We start from the raw sequence: 16,911 nt of genomic DNA, 5'->3' as shown, positions 1-16,911 counted from the left end.
GGGTACGGCTGATCAGCACCGATCCTGCCACGTGCCCCTGACACCAGGGGCCGGGAATGACCGGAGCGAGCACCGGCGTTCCCGGAGGAAACAGTTTCCTCATGAGGAGAGACATGTCGGACAAGACCCCCGTCGACTTCTGGTTCGACCCGCTGTGCCCCTGGGCATGGATGACCTCCCGTTGGGTGCTGGAGGTGGAGAAGGTCAGGGACATCGAGGTGCGCTGGCACGTAATGAGCCTCGCCGTCCTCAACGAGGACAAGCTCGACGACCTGCCCCAGGAGTACCGCGAGCTGCTGGAGACCAAGGCGTGGGGCCCCGTCCGGGTCGTCATAGCCGCCCAGCAGGAGCACGGCGCCGAGGTCCTCGGCGACTTCTACACCGCCCTCGGCACCCGCATCCACAACCAGGGCGGGGGCCCCGGCAAGGAGATCGTCGCCGCCGCCCTGGAGGACGCGGGCCTGCCCGCCTCCCTCATCGAGCACTGGGACTCCACCCCGTACGAGGCCGAGCTGCGCGCCTCCCACAAGGAGGGCATCGAGAAGGTCGGCCAGGAGGTCGGCACCCCGGTCATCGCCGTGCCCGGCTCCGACGGGGAGCAGATCGCCTTCTTCGGCCCGGTCGTCACCCCCACCCCGCTGGGCGACGAGGCCGGCCGCCTCTGGGACGGCACCCTCGCGGTGGCCTCGGTCCCCGGCTTCTACGAGATCAAGCGCACGCGCACCAAGGGTCCGGACTTCTCCAACCTCTAGGACTCACACCGAGGCGTCGGCTCCCGGGTTCTGCATGTCCTCCGGGAGCCGGCCCCCGCCGGCCTGATGGCCCCAGGGCTGGTACCACCGGCAGCCCGGAGCAGTGCAGCGCCACAGGTCCGTGCGGCCCGTCCCGAGTGCTTTCCTCTCCTCGGGCTTGAGCGGCGTGAACACCTGAGTGCCGCTGCCGCCACAGGTCGGGCAGTGCTTGTCCTTGAAGAACATCAGCCCCTCCTAGCCATCACCGCCAGGTCAGGGAAGTCGGTCACCACCGCATCGACTCCCATGCGGTAGTACAGCGCGTACTCGGCGAACGCGTCCCCGAAATCGTTCGGTCCGGTTCCCCGCCGGAAGTCCGCCTGGAGAAACTGGTTCTCCGCGCGGAACGTGTACGGCCCCACCCGCAGCCCCGCCGCATGGGCGTCCGCCAGGAGAGACGTGCCGACGAGCGACGACTTGTCCGGCCCGATCCAGTCCGCGTACTCCGCGATCTCCGCCAGGCCCGCCGGCGTCATCAACTCCTTGTATGTCCTCCCGGGCAGGTCGTACGGCCCGCCCGTCGTCCCCAGCGCCTGCCACAGCGGCACACCCAGCCCCGTCATGCGCTTGAGGCTCGTCGGCTCGAAGGACTGCACGACACACTCGCGCGGGCCGAGCCGGTTGAGGCGGATCGCGGCCGCCAGCTTCGGCTCCAGCGGCAGCCCGGCGGACCGGAAGTACGTCGGGTGCTTGGTCTCCGGGAAGACCGCGATGGTCCGGCCGTGGGTCCGCGACAGCCGCCGCGCCAGCTCCACGACCTCCTGGAACGTCATCACCTCCTCACGGCCGTCGAAGACCGTGTTGCGGTTGCGGACCTGCGGCAGCCGCTCCACCGCCCGCAGCGTCTTCAGCTCGGCGAGGGTGAAGTCCTCCGTGAACCATCCCGTCACGGCACGGCCGTCGACCGTCTTCGTCGTACGGCGGTGCGCGAACCCGGGGTGGCTGGCCACGTCGGTCGTCTGGGAGATCTCGTTCTCGTGCCGGACGACGAGCACATGGTCCTTCGTCGGCACCAGGTCCGGTTCGATCCAGTCCGCGCCCGTCTGCACGGCGTACGTGTACGAGGCGGCCGTGTGCTCGGGGCGCCAGCCGGCCGCGCCGCGGTGGCCGATGACCACGGGGCGCCTCCCGTCGGGGGCCGCGTGTGCGGGTACGGCAGCCACGGCCGGTGTGGCGGCGGCCGCGAGCAGGAGAGATCGGCGTCTCAGGTGCATCCAAGTCCCTCTCGTCGTAATGGTGTTCAGATCCTCGCGCGGGTCCGTGCCTCGGCGAGCCGGGACAGGTGCTCCTCATAGCCCTTCGTGTAGTACGCGGCCCGCCCCGGATCCGGCTCGACGACCTCCGTCGGCCGCGTCCACACCTCCGCCTCCAGCGGCACCCCGTACCGCTCGGCCGCCGCCAGGACCGCGCCCCGCGCCCCCACCTCGCCCTCGACGACCCGCAACGGCCGCCCGAGCACATCGGCGAGCAGCCGCATCCACGCGGGGCTGCGGGTGCCGCCGCCGCAGACGGCCAGGCTCCCGTCGAGGCCCGCCGCCTCCAGGCAGTGCCGGGCCGCGTACCCGATGCCCTCGCAGGTCGCCCGGACCAGATCGCCCCGGGTCGACTCCAGGGAGACACCGAGGAGTTCGGCCCGCAGCCGTGGCTCCACGAAGGGGGCGCGTTCACCGGAGGGCGCGAAGTACGGCAGCACACGGACGCCGTTCGCGCCCGGCGGGGTCTCGGCCAGCAGGCCGTCCACCTCGTCGTGTCCCACCCCGGTCGTCGACAGCACCCAGTCCAGCGCCGCCGTGCCCACCATCGCGGGCATGGCGCGCAGCCAGTGACCGGGCCGGTCCGTGGAGATGTACAGACCCGCCGGCTCGCCGGTCAGGTCCAGCTCGGTCGTGGCGACCAGGCTGGCCAGACAGGTGCCGACGATCAGCAGGCCGTCGCCCGGGGACGTCACCCCGGCGCCCAGCGCGCAGGCCGGCAGATCGTAGGGGCCGTTCGCGACCCGGGTGCCGGACGGCAGGCCCTCGCCGAGCGCGTCGGCCGTCGCGACCGGGTCGCTCACCGGGGCGAGCAGACCCCGCCGGTGGGTCAGCCCCAGCAGCTCGACGACCCGGTTGTCGTAGGTCCGGGTCCGCGGGTCGAGGAACGGCATCGAGGCGTCCGAGACATCCGTCGTCGGACCGGCCCCCGTCAGCCGCTGGAACACCATGTCCTTGCAGTACAGGGCGGCCTTCGCGGCATCCAGCGCCTTCGGTTCGCTGCTGTCCAGCCAGGCCAGCAGCGGCCCCGGACACCCGGGGAACATCGCGCTGCCCGTCCGCCGGAACACCGTCTCGAACGTACCGTCCGCCAGCCACCGGTCGACCAGTTCGTGCGCCCGCCCGTCCATCCAGGAGGCCGCCGGCCGCACGGGCCGCCCCTCGCCGTCGACCAGCCACACCCCGTCGCCCTGCCCGGTGAGCCCGGCCAGCTCGACCGGCTCCGTGACCCGCTCGGTGACCTCGCCGAGGACGGCCACGACCGCCCCGTACACCTCCTCCATGTCCTGCTCGACGACCCCGCCCCGCAGCGACAGGGCCACCGACCGGGACGCCACGGCCAGCTGGCGGCCCGCGGAGTCGAAGGCCGCCGCCTTGACCATGGACGTGCCCACATCGATACCGACGTACATGCGGCTCTCCTCCCGGTCCTCAGGTCAGGCAGTGCGCGAGCGGCTCGCCGCGCACCCAGCGGCCCACCTCTTCGGCGGCGATCCGCGCGGCCTTCTCCGCCACCGCGCGCGACGCCCCGCCCAGATGCGGGGTCAGCACCACACGGTCACCCAGCCCCAGCAGCCGGGACTCCGCAGGCAACGGCTCCCGCTCGTAGGTGTCGAGCGCCGCCGCCGACAGCCGCCCGCTCTCCAGCGCGTCGCACAGCGCGCCCTCGTCCAGCAGCGGGCCCCGGGCCACGTTCACCACCACCGCGCCGGGCGGCAGCAGCCCCAGCTCCCGGGCGCCGATCAGCCCCCGGGTCTCGGGGGTGAGCCGGGCGTGCAGGGTGATCACCCGGGAGTCGCGCAGGAGTGCGTCGAGCGAGGCCACGCGCAGGCCGTGGATCTCCCCGTGCACATACGGGTCGTAGACCATCACCCGGGCCCCGAACGCGCACAGCACCCGGGCGACCCGGCTGCCGACGGCCCCGTAGCCGACCAGACCGACGGGCAGGTCCTCCAGCTCCAGACCGCTCTGCTCGTACGTGTAGTACGTCGCGCCCTCCCAGCTGCCCTGCCGGGCCAGCGGCTCATGGGCCTGCGGGATGCGGCGCAGGGCGGACAGCATCAGGCCGACGGTGAACTCGGCGGTGGCGGCGGCGTTGCGGCCCGGCGCGAAGCACACCCGCACATCACGGTTCTTGGCCGCGTGCAGGTTGACGTTGACCGGCCCGCCCCGGCACACCACGACCAGCCTCAGCTCCGGGCAGGCGGCGAGCACCCGCTCGGTGACCGGCCCCATCTGCGTGACCAGGACCTCCGCCCCGGCCAGCGCCTCGATCATCGCGTCCTCGGCGTCACTGGCCTCCTGCACCTCGGCGACCGGCCCGAACGGCTCCAGCGGCCACCCGAGTTCCAGCTCCTTGATCTGCGCCCGCTCCACCTCGTGCTCCACCGCCCGTGTGATCAGGGACGGCAGGACGAAGTGGTCACCGGCGGCCACGACACGCACGTTCTCTTCGGAGGTCATCGCAGTGAGGCTCCTGTCTCGGCGTCGAAGACATGGGTGTGCTGGGGGTCGGCGGCGACCCGGACCCGCTCGTCGTGGGCGAGCCGTACCTCGGGGTCGGTGAGGACGACCAGCTGCCGTTCGACACCCTCGAGGGCGAGGGTCGCAAGGCCCGACTCCAGAAGCGGTTCGTGGGCGACGACCCGGGCGGGCAGGCCGCCTTCGGCGGTGAGCGAGACGTCCTCGGGGCGGATCCCGACCACCACCTCCCGCCCCTGCTCCACCGGCACGGGCAGCGCGATCCGCACCGAGCCGGAGAGACGGGCCTCGCCGTCGCCGGTGGCGATGCCGGGCAGCAGGGTGATCGCGGGCTCGCCGACGAAGTCCGCGACGAACACATTGGCCGGGCTGTCGTAGATCTCGTACGGCGTGCCGAGCTGCTGGATCACGCCGTCCTTCATGACGGCGATCCGGTCGGCGAGCGAGAGGGCCTCCTCCTGGTCGTGGGTGACCAGGATCGTGGTGTGGCCCAGGTCCTGCTGGATGCGCTTGAGTTCACGGCGGGTGGTGTCGCGCTGGGCCGCGTCCAGATGGGACAGGGGCTCGTCGAGGAGCAGCACGTCCGGTTCGCGGATCAGGGCCCGGGCCAGGGAGACGCGCTGCTTCTGGCCGCTGGAGAGCCCGGCCGGGCGGGCACCGAGGAGGTCGGTCAGGCCCACCCGCTCGGCGATCTCCTTCACCTTGCGGTCGACGTCCCCCCTGGAACCGCGGGCGGCCTTCTTGCGCGCCTTGAGCCCGAACGCCAGGTTCTCCGCGACCGACAGCGGCGGATACAGCGCGTAGTTCTCGAAGGCGACCCCGATGTTCCGCCGCTGAGCGGGCCGTTCCACGACCGAGTCGCCGCCGACCAGGATGTCCCCGCCGGTGACCGACTCGAGACCGGCGATCATCCGCAGCGTGGTCGACTTGCCGCAGCCCGAAGGCCCGAGCAGCCCGAGCAGTTCCCCGGATCGCAGGCTCAGATCGATCCCGCGAACGGCATCCACCGAAGGCCGCCCCCGCGACCGGTACGTCTTACGGAGTTCACGTAGCTCCAGCCCGGTTCCCGTCATGGCCGCCCTTCGTCGCGCAAACCTCGTAACGGACCTTGTGCTCGTCCAGATCCCGCAGTGCCTCCGGCGACGCCCCGTCGTCCACCAGGAGCGTGTCGAAGCGGGACAGCGGGACGACCCGGTGCAGGGCGACCCGGCCGAGCTTGGTGTGGTCGATCAGCAGGACGTTCCGTGCCGCCGCGTCGAGCATCGCCCGCTTCACGGACACGATGTGCTGCTCCTGGTGGTAGGCGTAACCCCCGTGCACGGCCGACGTCGACGCGAAGCACACGTCCACGCGCAGCTGCTCGACCGCCTCCACGCAGGACACCCCCAGGAAGGAGGAGTGCAGCGGGTCGTAGTCGCCGCCGAGCGCCATCAGGTGGATGCCCCGCTGGTCGGACAGCAGGTTGATCGCCTCCAGGAAGTTGGTGACGACCGTCAGCGGCGTGACCTCGCCCGTGCGCAGCCGCCTGGCTATCTCCAGGGTGGACGTGGAGTCGTCCAGCAGGATCGCCATGCCGGGCTCCACCATCCGCAGCGCGCGCTCGGCGACGGCGGCCTTCTCGGCGCGCATCGTCTTCAGCCGGTACTGCACGTTCGACTCGAAGACCCCCGACGGCTGCGCGGTCACACCGCCCCGGGACTTCCGTACGATGCCCTGCCGTTCGAGCTCGTCGAGGTCGCGGTGGATGGTCATCAGGCTCACCTTGAACCGCTCGGCCAGCTCCGCCGCCGTCGCCGAGCCGTCGGCCAGCACCCGCTCGGCCATGGCGGCCTGCCGTGCCGCGGGCCCCTGCTGTCCACCACTGCTGCTGCTCATGACTGTGTCTCTATCCGTCGTCCCGGGCGCTCCGGCCGGTCGGCCTCGAACAGCAGCAGGTTCGCAGGCCGGACCGCGAGCCGTACGGGATCGTCCGCACGAAGGCGTGCCGCGTCCGCCCGGGGAGCCACCAGCGACACCCGCTGTTCCCCGGTCCCGAGCCGGACGGTGACCTCGACGGACCGCCCGAGCACCTCGGTGACGTACACGGTCCCGGTGAGTTCGTGACCCTCGCCGTGCAGGGCGATGTCCCGGGGCCGCAGACCGACCAGGACGTCCGTGCCGGGCGCGGCCTGTGCCCGGACCGGCAGCTCCACCCCGCCGTCCGCCCGCACCCCGCTCTCCGTCACCACCCCGGGCAGCAGATTGATCCGGGGCCGCCCGAAGGCCCGCGCGACCTCCGTGTCGTACGGCTGGTACCAGATCTCCTCCCGGGTGCCCGTCTGCACGATCCGCCCGTCCCGGATGACCCCGATCCGGTCGCCGAGCGCCAGCGCCTCGACGGAGTCGTGCGTGACGTACAGCGTGGTGGTGTGCTGCACGGCCCCGATCGCCTTCAGCTCGGCCCGCATCTGCTGGCGGAGTTTCGCGTCCAGGTGGGACAGCGGCTCGTCGAGCAGGAAGGCCCGGGCCGGCCGCACCAGCACCCGCCCGAGGGCGACCCGCTGCCGCTGGCCGTTGGACAACTGGCCCACGGGCCGGTCCAGCAGGGCGGAGATGCCGAGCAGTTCGGCGACCGCGCCGATCCGCTGCCGGGCCTCGTCGGCGGGCAGCCGGTGCCGGGGGGAGCGCAGCGGCGAGGCCAGGTTGTCGTAGGCCGAGCGGTGCGGGTAGAGCGCGTAGCTCTCGAAGCACATGGCCACGCCCCGGTCGTAGGGCTCCACGCCCCGCATGTCCTTGCCGTCGAGCACGACCGTGCCGGAGTCGGGCTGTTCGAGCCCGGCGATGGTCTTGAGCGTCGTCGTCTTGCCGGCCCCGGACGGGCCCAGCAGACAGAAGAACTCGCCTTCCCCGACCTCCAGTTCGAGCTCGTCGAGCGCGACGGTCTTTCCGTACGCCTTCCGTATCCCGCTCAGCGTGATCACGATTTCACCGCCCCGAACGACAGGCCCCGCACCAGATACCGCTGGATCGTCAGCGCCAGCAGCAGCGGCGGTACGACCGAGACCAGCGCGGCGGCGGCCGTCAGGTTGTACTTGGGCCGGTCACCGCCGAGGAAGGACAGCGCGCCGACGGTCACCGTCTGGGCCTCGTTGGAGGTGAGGATCAGCGGGAAGACGAAGTTGTTCCAGGCGAAGATGAAGGCCAGCAGCGACACGGCCGCGATGCCCGGCTTGACCAGCGGCAGGGCGACGCGGAAGAACGCCTGCTTGCGCGTGTAGCCGTCCAGCAGGGCCGCCTGCTCCAGCTCCGGTGTCAGATCGGCGAAGTAGGACCGCATGATCCACACGATCAGCGGCAGCGTGACCAGTTGCAGCACCCACACCATGCCGACGTACGTGTCGAAGAGACCGAGCTTCTGGTAGAGCACGAACAGCGGGATGATCACGGTGAGTTCGGGCGCGAAGCGGAACGACAGCAGCGTGAACATCAGGTTCTCGGAGCCCTTGAACCGCCACCGCGCCGAGGCGTACGCCGCCGGCAGTCCCACCACCAGCGACAGCGCGACCGCCCCCACCGACACCACCAGGCTGTTGACGAAGAACCGCACGAACGGGATGCCCTCGCTGTCGCCGAGGACCGTCCGGTAGCCGTCGAGGGTGGGGGAGAAGGAGAAGTAGGTGGAGAAGAGCTGGTCGGTCGGCTTCAGCGACAGGATCACCATCCAGGCGATGGGGAACAGCGCGAAGACGAAGTAGAGGACGAGGGCGGTGTCGCACAACCACCCCACCAGGCGTTTCCTCATGTGGACACCTCCGCGGCCTTCCGCTGGATCTTCCCGAGATGCTTCACCAGCACCATCGCGGCCAGATACACCACGGCCCACAGCACGATCGTGTAGCTGATCCCGAAGGAGTACCGCTGGAAGCGGATGGCTTCGAGGTACGCCCGGATCTGGAGCACCACCGTCGAGTCACCCGGCCCGCCCTCCGTCAGGGCGTAGATGATGTCGAACACCTTCAGCGAGTCCATGAACCGGAAGATCACCGCGACCAGCACATACGGCCACAGCATCGGCAGCGTCAGCCGGCGGAAGGTGTACCACCACCCCGCGCCGTCCACGGCCGCCGCCTCGAACGGGGAGGCGGGCAGCGACCGCAGACCGGCGAGGGCGAGGATCGCCACGAACGGGGTGTACACCCACACGTCCACGGCGATCGACGACAGCAGCGCGCCCGTCGGGGTGTCGGTCCACTGCACCCCGCCGAGGCCGAAGGGCCTCAGCAGGTAGTTGACCACCCCGACCGACGGCTGGAGCATCAGCTTCCAGATGATCGCCGCGATCACCGGGGCGATCATCAGCGGCAGGATCAGGATCTTCTCCAGGATCCGGCCCAGCAGGGTCGAGCGGTGCAGCAGCAGGGCGACGGCCACCCCGAGCACGGTCTCGACGAGGGCCGCCCCGACCGCGTACAGCACCGTCACCCACGCCGAGTTCCAGAACGCCTCCTGCGTGAAGACGGTCGAGTAGTTCTCGAACCGCACCATGTCCGGCTGCGGTTTGCTCGCCGAGAAGTCGAACAGCGTGTAGTACAGCCCGAGCCCGAACGGGTAGAGGATCCCGCAGGTCAGCAGCAGGGCCGGGACGATCAGGAAGTACGGGCGCAGGGCCAGGCGCATGCGCTACCCCACCTTGTCGGCGAGGTCGTCCGCCAGCCCGTCCAGGACGGACTTCGCGCCCTGGCCGCCGTAGATCTCCTGGAGGGCCGCCGCCCAGCTGGTCGTCGCGTCGAAGAACTGCGCCTGCGGGGTGAACTGGATCTTCGTCTGGTCGACGACCGTCTCGAAGGTCTCCAGGAAGCCCGGCAGATGCCGCATCTTGTCCTTGTACGCGGCGTCGTCGGCAACCGACTTGCGCACCGGGTCGATGTGGTTGTGGGTGATCGCGCTCTTGCGCAGATGCTCCTTGCCGGTCGCCCACTGCAGGAACAGCCAACTGGCGCTCTTCTTCTTGCTCTTGGCGTTCATGCCGAGCGACCAGATCCACATGTTGGTGGCCAGCGACCCGTCCGGCCCCTTCGGCCCCGGGTGGAAGGCGATCTTCCCGGAGGCCGGGCTGGCGCCCTTCACGGCCTGGAAGTAGGCGGCCGTGTCGGCGTCGAACAGCATCCCGGCCTTCTTCGCGCCCAGGTCACTGGAGCACTGGTACCAGGTGTACGACGTCCAGGACGGCGGCCCGCCCCGTTTGACCATCCGCGCCCAGTCCTCGGTGAAGGCGACGGCCTCGGGGCTGTTCATGGCGGGTGTGAGCTTCCCGCCGTCGACCGTGAAGTCCTTCAGCCCGTTGCGGGCGTACATCGTCATGAAGCCGGGGTGGATGGTGGCCCAGCTCCTGGACCCGCGTACGGCGATCCCGTACATCCCGTCGAAGCCGGCGCCCGGCGCCTTCTGCTTGATGGTCCCGGCGAGTTCGGTCAGTTCGTCGAAGGACTCGGCGGGTTTCACGCCCAGCTTCTTGAACAGCTCGGTGTTGTAGGCGACGACGTTCGTCTCCCAGCCCCACGGCAGCGCGTACTGCCCGCCCTGGCCGAGCGGCGCGCCCGCCTTCAGCGACCACTGGTCGGCCTGGAGCAGGTTGGGGAAGAAGTCCGCCTGGTCCCACTCGGCGCCCGTCGCCGAGGAGTTGCGCATCCAGGGGCCGAGGTCCTCCAGCCAGTTCGGCGGCCCGTACTGCCACACCATGTACGCGCCGAGCATGAACACGTCGTAGGAGGCACGCCCGCTGGACAGGTCCACGGTGAGCTTGTCGAAGTAGTTGTCCTCGGGGAAGACGTCGTACTCGACCTTGATGCCGGTCTTCTCGGTGAAGGACTTCAGGTCGGCTATCAGGGCGTCCGTGTACGGGTGCTTGTTGAGCAGTGCCTTGACGGTGGTGCCCTTCTCCCGCTTCCAGTCGAAGGAACCGGTGATGTCGTCCGCGGCTGACCCGTCGCTCTTGCTGTCGTTCCCGCCGAAACCGGAGCCGCAGGCCGTGAGCAGCGGGGCCGCGGCAGCCCCGGCGGCGAGGGCGAGGAAGCGCCGGCGGTCGTGCGCGTGCGTGTCCATCCGTACCTCCACGTGGAGCCTGGTTAACACGTCGAGTCGACTCGTTAACAGAGGGTGGAACGGCTGAAGTTGGGCGTCAATCCCTCGCGCACGGGAAAATATCGGGGCACAGTGAGAAGTTCACAGATCCGGCTGCGACGGCGTGGGAGGTTCCGGATGGTGGACGAGGGTGCGGGCGAAGGCGCGGGCGAGGGCTGGCTGGGCGTCGACCTCGGCACGCAGAGCGTCCGCGTGCTGCTCGTCACCGCGGACGGCACGGTCCTCGGCAGCGGCTCGGCCCCCCTGGCCGGGCGGCGCGAGGGGGTGCGGCACGAGCAGGACCCCGAGCGCTGGTGGGAGGCGCTGTGCACCGCGTCGCGGACGGCACTCGGCTCCGCCCCGCGGGGCCTGCCGATCGGCGGACTCGCGGTGTGCGGCACGTCCGGCACGGTGCTGCTCACGGACGGTTCGGGCCGCCCGGTGAGCCCCGCGCTGATGTACGACGACGGGCGCGCGGCGGCGGAGGCGGCGCGGGCCCGGGACGCGGGGCTCGCGGTGCAGGACACCTGGGCGCTGCCGAAGGCGCTGTGGCTGGTGGGGGAGTACGGCCCCGGCCTCCGCCTCGTCCACCAGCCGGACCTGATCGTCACCCGCCTCACCGGCGAACCGCCACCCGCCGACTCCAGCCACGCCCTCAAGACGGGCTACGACCTCCACCGGGAGGCCTGGCCGGAGGCCGCCCTGGCCCAACTGGGCGTCCCGGAGCGCCTGTTGCCCGACGTCGTGCGCCCGGGCACCCGCCTCGGCGAGATCTGCGCGGGGGCCGCCGAGGCCACCGGCATCCCCGCCGGTACGCCGGTGCTCGCCGGCATGACCGACGGCTGCGCGGCCCAGATCGCCTCGGGCGCGCTGCGGCCCGGCTCCTGGAACTCGGTGCTGGGCACCACGCTCGTGCTGAAGGGAGCCTCCCGGGATCCGGTCCGGGACCCCACCGGCGTGGTCTACAACCACCGCGCCCCCGACGGCACTTGGCTGCCCGGCGGGGCGTCGAGCGTGGGCGCCGGGGCCCTGGCGGCGCACTTCCCGGAGGCCGATCCGGCGGCCATGGACGAGCGGGCCGCGGCTTTCGAGCCGTCCCGTGCGATCGCCTACCCGCTGGTGTCGCCGGGGGAGCGGTTCCCGTTCCGGGCGCCGGAGGCCACCGGGTTCGTCCTCGGCGACCCCGCGGACGACGCGGAGCTGTGGGCCGCGCTGCTCCAGGGCGTGGGCTTCGCGGAACGCCTGTGCCTGGACTATCTGCACCACCTGGGCGCCCCCCTCGACGGCCCGCTCACCTTCACGGGCGGCGGCGCCCGCAGCCCGTACTGGAACCAGCTGCGCACCGACATCCTCGGCCGCCCGGCCCGTATCCCGGAGCAGACCGAACCGGCCCTGGGAATGGCGGCGTTGGCCGCGTACGGGGTGTCGGAGGCGGGAGCGCTCGCCGATGTCGCCGAGCGCATGGTCCGCGTCCGTACGGTGCTCGAACCCCGCGCCGAGCACACGGCCCGCTTCGCCGACCCGTACGCTCGGCTCGTGAACGCCCTGAAGGCACGCGGCTGGCTGCCCACACCCGTCGCGGAACACGCCCGCATGCGTCTGCACCCGGACACGGCGGAGTCATGACGGCGACCCCGACACCGTCTCGCGTGGGCGGTCCGCTGACCATGGTGTCGCTCCGTGCGGGCGCCCCGACGCCCCTGCCATGGCCCCGTGCGGCCGCCCCAACCACCCCGACACCACCTCGCCCGGGCGCCCGGACCGCCGCTCCGGCGTCGCGTCGTTCGGGCGGCCGGGCTGCTTCGGCGCCGCGTCGTCCGGGCGGCTGGAGTGGTTCGGCGTCGCGCCCCCTGGGTGGTCCGACCGCCTTGGCGTCGCTCCCCCTGGGTGGTCGTGGTCCGACCGCCTTGGCGTCGCTCCCCCTGGGTGGTCGTGGTCCGACCGCCTTGGCGTCGCCCTGCCTCGCTGGCCCGATCGCTTTGGCGCCGCGTCGTCCGGGCGCCCCGACCGCCTCGTCCTCACCCCGCCCGGGCACCGGCCCGAGCACCCCGGCGCCGCCCCGCATCGGTGGCCTGACCGGATGGCCGCCGCCCCGCATCGGCGGACCGACCACGTACGAACGGACCGGACCATGACCACCACGACTCTCCTGCTGGCCCGGCACGGGCAGACCGTCTGGCACGCCGAGAACCGGTACGCCGGTGTCAGCGACATCGAGCTGACCGACACCGGCCGCGCCCAGGCCGAGGCCCTCGGCCGGTGGGCCGCCGCCCACCCCGTCGACGCGATCTGGACGTCCCCGCTGTCCCGGGCCGGCGCCACCGCCGAGCCCGCCTGCCGTGCCCTGGGCCTCACCCCGCAGCGCGAACCCGGCCTCATCGAATGCGACTTCGGAGTAGTGGAGGGCCGCACACTCGCCGAGTTCGAGGCGGAGGACCCGGAATGGGCCGCGGCCTACCGTGCCGACCCGGTGGCGCATTCCTTCCCCGGCGCCGAGGATCCGCTGGCGGCAGCGGCCCGGGGCACCCGTGCCCTGCGGGACATCGCCGCCGCCCACCCCGGCGGACGCGTCCTGGTCGTCGCCCACAACACCCTGCTGCGGCTGGTGCTGTGCACCCTGCTGTCCATCCCGCCCCGGGAGTACCGCAGAGTGCTCCCGCGGTTGCGGAACGGGGCGATCAGCGAACTGCGGATGAACTCCGACGGTTCCGCCGCACTCCTCTCACTCAATGTGCCCTGCGAGGCTGATGTGCCGTAGCACTATGGGCGCATGACGCAGATCGACACCTCGGTGCCGCACTCGGCCCGGATCTGGAACTACTGGCTGGGCGGCAAGGACAACTACCCGGTGGACGAGGCGGCCGGTGACGCCTACACCGCCGTGTTCCCCGGCATCGTCACCATCGCCCGCGGCAGCCGCGCCTTCCTCGGCCGCACCATCCGCCACCTCGTCCAGGAGGCGGGCGTGCGGCAGTTCCTCGACGTGGGCACCGGCCTGCCCACCGTCGACAACACCCACGAGGTGGCCCAGCGCCTGGCCCCCGAGTCGCGCGTCGTCTACGTCGACAACGACCCCCTGGTCCTCGCACACGCCCGCGCCCTGCTCACCTCCACGCCCGAGGGCGCGACGGCCTATGAGCCCATCAGCCTCTACGAGCCGGAGGCCATCGTCGAGGCCGCCGGCAAGACGCTGGACCTCACCCGCCCCACCGCGCTCATCCTCAGCGGCATCCTGGGCCACGTGGCCGACTACGACCAGGCCCGCGACCTCGTCCGCCGCCTCCTGGCGGGACTGCCCGCCGGCAGCTACCTCTCCCTCAACGAGGGCTCCCGCGGCACCGACCCGGCCTACGAACAGGCCCAGGACGCCTACAACGAGACCGGCGCGGTCCCCTACTTCCTGCGGCCGGTCGAGCGGATCGAGGCCTTCTTCGAGGGCCTGGAGCTGGTGGAACCGGGCGTGGTCTCGGTACCGCTGTGGCACCCCGAGCCGGGCGCTCCCACGGAACCGATCGGCCAGCACGGCGGCCTGGGCCGCAAGCCCTAGGTCGTGTCCGCACACGGGAAAGCCCCCGCGAGTCACGTCCTCGCGGGGGCTTCCTTCTTTCCGCCTGCCGCCGTGAAGGGTGAGAAGACGATCACGAGGCAGGACGCTTCATGCTGCGGGCGGCGGCCTCAGGGGGCCAGCAGCAGCACGTCCGCACGGGACTTGGCGGCCTCGTAACGCCGGGCCACGTCCTGCCAGTTGACGACCTGCCACATCGCCTCGATGAAGTCGACCTTCTGGTTGCGGTACTGCAGGTAGAAGGCGTGCTCCCAGGCGTCGAACACGAGGATCGGGGTGGCGCCCTGGCCGACGTTGCCCTGGTGGTCGTAGACCTGCTCCACGATCAGCCGCCCGCTCAGCGGCTCGTAGGCGAGCACGCCCCAGCCCGACCCCTGCGTGGTCGCGGAGGCCTTGGTCAGCTGCGCCTTGAAGTTCGCGTAGGAGCCGAAGGACTCGGTGATCGCGTCCGCGAGCTCACCCACGCCGTCGGCGGCCAGCGGCTCCCCGCCACCGTCCTTCGGGCCGGTCATGTTCTGCCAGTAGATGCTGTGCAGGATGTGCCCGGAAAGGTGGAAGGCCAGGTTCTTCTCCAGCCCGTTGATCGACCCCCAGGTCTCCTTGTCCCGCGCCTCCGCGAGCTGCTCCAGCGTGTCGTTGGCGCCCTTCACATACGCCGCGTGGTGCTTGTCGTGATGCAGCTCGATGATCTCGGGGCTGATCACGGGGGCGAGCGCGGAGTAGTCGTACGGGAGCTCGGGCAACGTGTAGACCGGCAAGGCAGGACCCCTTCGAACCTCTTATTGCAATTAGCTTGCAAGTGCAGGCTAGCAGCATCAAGACGGCGGGGGTGGGAGGGTCGCAAGCGTTGCGTGAATGCGTTCGGCAGTGTTGTCCTCAGCTCGCGGGGCGTTTCTGGTTCTCGATGTACTGGCGGACGACGGTCAGGGGTGCGCCGCCGCAGGAGCCGGCGAAGTAGGACCCGGACCAGAAGTGACCGCCCCACAGATGCCGGCGGACGTGGGAGTCGTACTCCTTGCGAAGCAGCCGGGCGGACACACCCTTGAGGGAGTTGACCAGCTTGGAGAGCTGGACTTTCGGCGGGTAGTGCACCAGCAGGTGCACGTGGTCGTCCTCGCCGTTGAACTGCTTCAGCTCCGCCTCGAAGTCCTCGCACACCTCCCGCATGATCTCCTCGCACCTGGTGAGCATGGCGTCGGTCATGGCACTCCGCCGGTACTTCGTGACAAAAACCAAGTGGACATGCAGGTTGGAAGCTACGTGACGTCCGGTGCGGACATCGGGGTTCGGAATCCAGCGAGGCGACATAAACCAAATGATAGAGTAAGCGTGTGAGCACTCAGCGTGTGCAGGAGAAGTGGCAGTTCGGGCACCGTGCCCGCCTGTACGCGACGTCTGCACAGGACGCGCTCATGGACGCGCAGGCCCACGCGGCCCGTACGATGTGGAACCAGCTCCACGATCTGTGGACGATGACGCCCCGATGCCAACGCTCCCTTGCCCGTATGGACGCCACGCTCCGGCAGGCCCGCAAGGAGATCGACTGGTACGCGGTCCTTCCCGCGCAGGCCGCTCAGGCCGTCCTCAAGACTTACGTCCAGGCGTGGAAGAACTGCTGGGACGGCCGCGTCGGCGAACCGAACTTCAAATCCCGTATGCGCACGGCCATGTCCGTGGACATCCCGCAGGGCCGGGACTTGCAGATCAAGCGGGTCCACCGGCGCTGGGGCATGGTCAACATTCCCAAGATCGGCCGAGTCCGTTTCCGCTGGACCAAAGATCTCCCGGTCGGCAAGCGCGCCAACAAGGACAACCGGATCACAGGCGCCCGGCTGATCAAGGACGACCTCGGCTGGCACATCGCCTTCCGCATCCAGACCCTTCAGCCCCAGCCGAAACCGCATCAAGGGCCGGACCTCGGTATCGACGCCGGAGTGAACCTGCCCCTGGCCCTGTCCGACGGTAACCATCAAGACCACGGCCGACCCGCCCGCCTCCTCGACGGGACAGCCGACCGGGACAAGTGGCTGAACCCCAGCGAGAAGGCCAAGCTGATCCGGCTGGAGCGCCGGGCCGCGCACCGCAACGGCTTCCGCAAGCCGAAAGAGCGCCACTCCAACCGGCTCAAGCACACCTACGACCAGATCAAACAGCTCCGCGCAAGAGCCACGCGCCGAGCCACCGACTGGCAGCATCAGACGACCACCCGTATCGCCCGCACCTACGGCACCGTCGTGGTCGAACAGCTCACCATCACGAACATGGTCAAGTCCGCTCGGGGCACCATCATGGAACCGGGAAAGAACGTCGCGCAGAAGGCCGGACTCAACCGCTCCATCGCCCAGGAGGCATGGGGCCGCACGGTCATGATGCTGACGTACAAGACCGCCCGATACGGCGGCACCCTGCACAAGGTCCCCGCCCCGAACACCTCCCTGCGCTGCTCCGCCTGCGGCTTCATCACGCCCGGCAGCCGGGAAGACCAGGCCACGTTCGTGTGCAAGAACCCGGACTGCGGCTTCGAGGCGAACGCCGACTGGAACGCGGCCCGGAACATCTTGCACCTGTACCGGATGGGCCACGCGCTCGTCCCGGCTGCCGGGAGGGCAGTCGTCAGGCGCACTCGTGGCGTCAAGCCCGCCACCGCAAGGTAGGTGGGAATCTCCTTCCTGAGCTTGCGAAGGCGAGGAGAGCACTTCAACATCGGTGTGTACGCGACAGG

The 16,911-nt window shown here is 70.6% G+C and carries 17 protein-coding genes; 5 read left to right on the top strand and 12 right to left on the bottom strand.

Annotated features, from left to right (window positions below; genetic code table 11):
• Positions 1–113 precede the first annotated feature (113 nt).
• Positions 114–752: a DsbA family protein gene (locus tag ACFT32_RS26330; RefSeq protein WP_382493809.1), complete on the top strand. Its 639-nt coding sequence runs from the start codon at positions 114–116 to the stop codon at positions 750–752.
• Positions 753–755: 3 nt separating this feature from the next.
• Here the strand turns inward: ACFT32_RS26330 and ACFT32_RS26325 are convergent, their stop codons facing one another.
• Genes ACFT32_RS26325 through ACFT32_RS26280 form a run of 10 tightly spaced genes read right to left on the bottom strand, consistent with a single transcriptional unit; the run spans position 756 to position 10,606 of the window.
• On the bottom strand, positions 756–977 hold the full coding sequence (locus ACFT32_RS26325; RefSeq protein ID WP_382493806.1) for a hypothetical protein: 222 nt from the start codon (positions 975–977) through the stop codon (positions 756–758).
• Positions 977–2,005, bottom strand: coding sequence for a glycerophosphodiester phosphodiesterase family protein (locus ACFT32_RS26320; protein WP_382493804.1), 1,029 nt, complete (start codon positions 2,003–2,005; stop codon positions 977–979). The genes ACFT32_RS26325 and ACFT32_RS26320 overlap by 1 nt, the downstream gene beginning before the upstream one ends.
• A gap of 26 nt (positions 2,006–2,031) precedes the next feature.
• The gene (locus tag ACFT32_RS26315) at positions 2,032–3,456 is read right to left on the bottom strand and encodes an FGGY family carbohydrate kinase (RefSeq protein ID WP_382493801.1); all 1,425 of its coding nucleotides are present in this window, start codon (positions 3,454–3,456) and stop codon (positions 2,032–2,034) included.
• Between the two features lie 19 nt (positions 3,457–3,475).
• Positions 3,476–4,507: a 2-hydroxyacid dehydrogenase gene (locus ACFT32_RS26310; protein WP_382493798.1), complete on the bottom strand. Its 1,032-nt coding sequence runs from the start codon at positions 4,505–4,507 to the stop codon at positions 3,476–3,478.
• On the bottom strand, positions 4,504–5,532 hold the full coding sequence (locus ACFT32_RS26305; protein WP_382493795.1) for an ABC transporter ATP-binding protein: 1,029 nt from the start codon (positions 5,530–5,532) through the stop codon (positions 4,504–4,506). The genes ACFT32_RS26310 and ACFT32_RS26305 overlap by 4 nt, the downstream gene beginning before the upstream one ends.
• A 37-nt stretch (positions 5,533–5,569) precedes the next feature.
• Positions 5,570–6,400: a DeoR/GlpR family DNA-binding transcription regulator gene (locus ACFT32_RS26300; protein ID WP_382493792.1), complete on the bottom strand. Its 831-nt coding sequence runs from the start codon at positions 6,398–6,400 to the stop codon at positions 5,570–5,572.
• Positions 6,397–7,485, bottom strand: a complete 1,089-nt coding sequence (locus tag ACFT32_RS26295) for an ABC transporter ATP-binding protein (RefSeq protein WP_382493789.1) — start codon at positions 7,483–7,485, stop codon at positions 6,397–6,399. Before ACFT32_RS26295 ends, ACFT32_RS26300 begins: the two co-directional genes overlap by 4 nt.
• Entirely contained in the window at positions 7,482–8,306 is an 825-nt protein-coding gene (locus ACFT32_RS26290) for a carbohydrate ABC transporter permease (RefSeq protein WP_382493786.1), read from the bottom strand. Before ACFT32_RS26290 ends, ACFT32_RS26295 begins: the two co-directional genes overlap by 4 nt.
• Positions 8,303–9,181 (bottom strand): carbohydrate ABC transporter permease, encoded by an 879-nt coding sequence (locus tag ACFT32_RS26285; protein ID WP_382493783.1) that lies wholly within the window; start codon positions 9,179–9,181, stop codon positions 8,303–8,305. Before ACFT32_RS26285 ends, ACFT32_RS26290 begins: the two co-directional genes overlap by 4 nt.
• Before the next feature lie 3 nt (positions 9,182–9,184).
• Entirely contained in the window at positions 9,185–10,606 is a 1,422-nt protein-coding gene (locus ACFT32_RS26280) for an ABC transporter substrate-binding protein (RefSeq protein ID WP_382493780.1), read from the bottom strand.
• A gap of 156 nt (positions 10,607–10,762) precedes the next feature.
• Here ACFT32_RS26280 and ACFT32_RS26275 point away from each other — a divergent pair, with 156 nt between their 5' ends.
• The 3 genes from ACFT32_RS26275 to ACFT32_RS26265 all read left to right on the top strand — a co-directional run bounded on the left by ACFT32_RS26275 (position 10,763) and on the right by ACFT32_RS26265 (position 14,171).
• A complete protein-coding gene (locus tag ACFT32_RS26275) occupies positions 10,763–12,250 on the top strand; it encodes an FGGY-family carbohydrate kinase (RefSeq protein ID WP_382493777.1) in 1,488 nt (495 codons plus the stop codon).
• A gap of 505 nt (positions 12,251–12,755) precedes the next feature.
• A complete protein-coding gene (locus tag ACFT32_RS26270; protein ID WP_382493774.1) occupies positions 12,756–13,382 on the top strand; it encodes a histidine phosphatase family protein in 627 nt (208 codons plus the stop codon).
• A gap of 12 nt (positions 13,383–13,394) precedes the next feature.
• Positions 13,395–14,171, top strand: coding sequence for an SAM-dependent methyltransferase (locus ACFT32_RS26265; RefSeq protein WP_382493771.1), 777 nt, complete (start codon positions 13,395–13,397; stop codon positions 14,169–14,171).
• A gap of 128 nt (positions 14,172–14,299) precedes the next feature.
• On the opposite strand, the gene ACFT32_RS26260 is transcribed toward ACFT32_RS26265, so the two are convergent.
• Both ACFT32_RS26260 and tnpA read right to left on the bottom strand, forming a co-directional pair.
• Complete coding sequence (locus ACFT32_RS26260) at positions 14,300–14,947, bottom strand: superoxide dismutase (RefSeq protein WP_328338728.1); 648 nt, start codon at positions 14,945–14,947, stop codon at positions 14,300–14,302.
• Positions 14,948–15,065: 118 nt separating this feature from the next.
• Complete coding sequence (gene tnpA / locus ACFT32_RS26255) at positions 15,066–15,497, bottom strand: IS200/IS605 family transposase (protein ID WP_382493767.1); 432 nt, start codon at positions 15,495–15,497, stop codon at positions 15,066–15,068.
• A 104-nt stretch (positions 15,498–15,601) separates the two neighbouring features.
• On the opposite strand from tnpA, the gene ACFT32_RS26250 reads away from it, so the two are divergent.
• Positions 15,602–16,843: an RNA-guided endonuclease InsQ/TnpB family protein gene (locus ACFT32_RS26250; RefSeq protein WP_382494650.1), complete on the top strand. Its 1,242-nt coding sequence runs from the start codon at positions 15,602–15,604 to the stop codon at positions 16,841–16,843.
• Positions 16,844–16,911: the final 68 nt, after the last annotated feature.

It is taken from the genome of Streptomyces sp. NPDC057002 (assembly GCF_042673825.1).
Lineage (GTDB): Bacteria > Actinomycetota > Actinomycetes > Streptomycetales > Streptomycetaceae > Streptomyces.
Note: the sequence above shows the minus strand (reverse complement) of the source record. Positions and strands in the feature narration are given on the sequence as shown.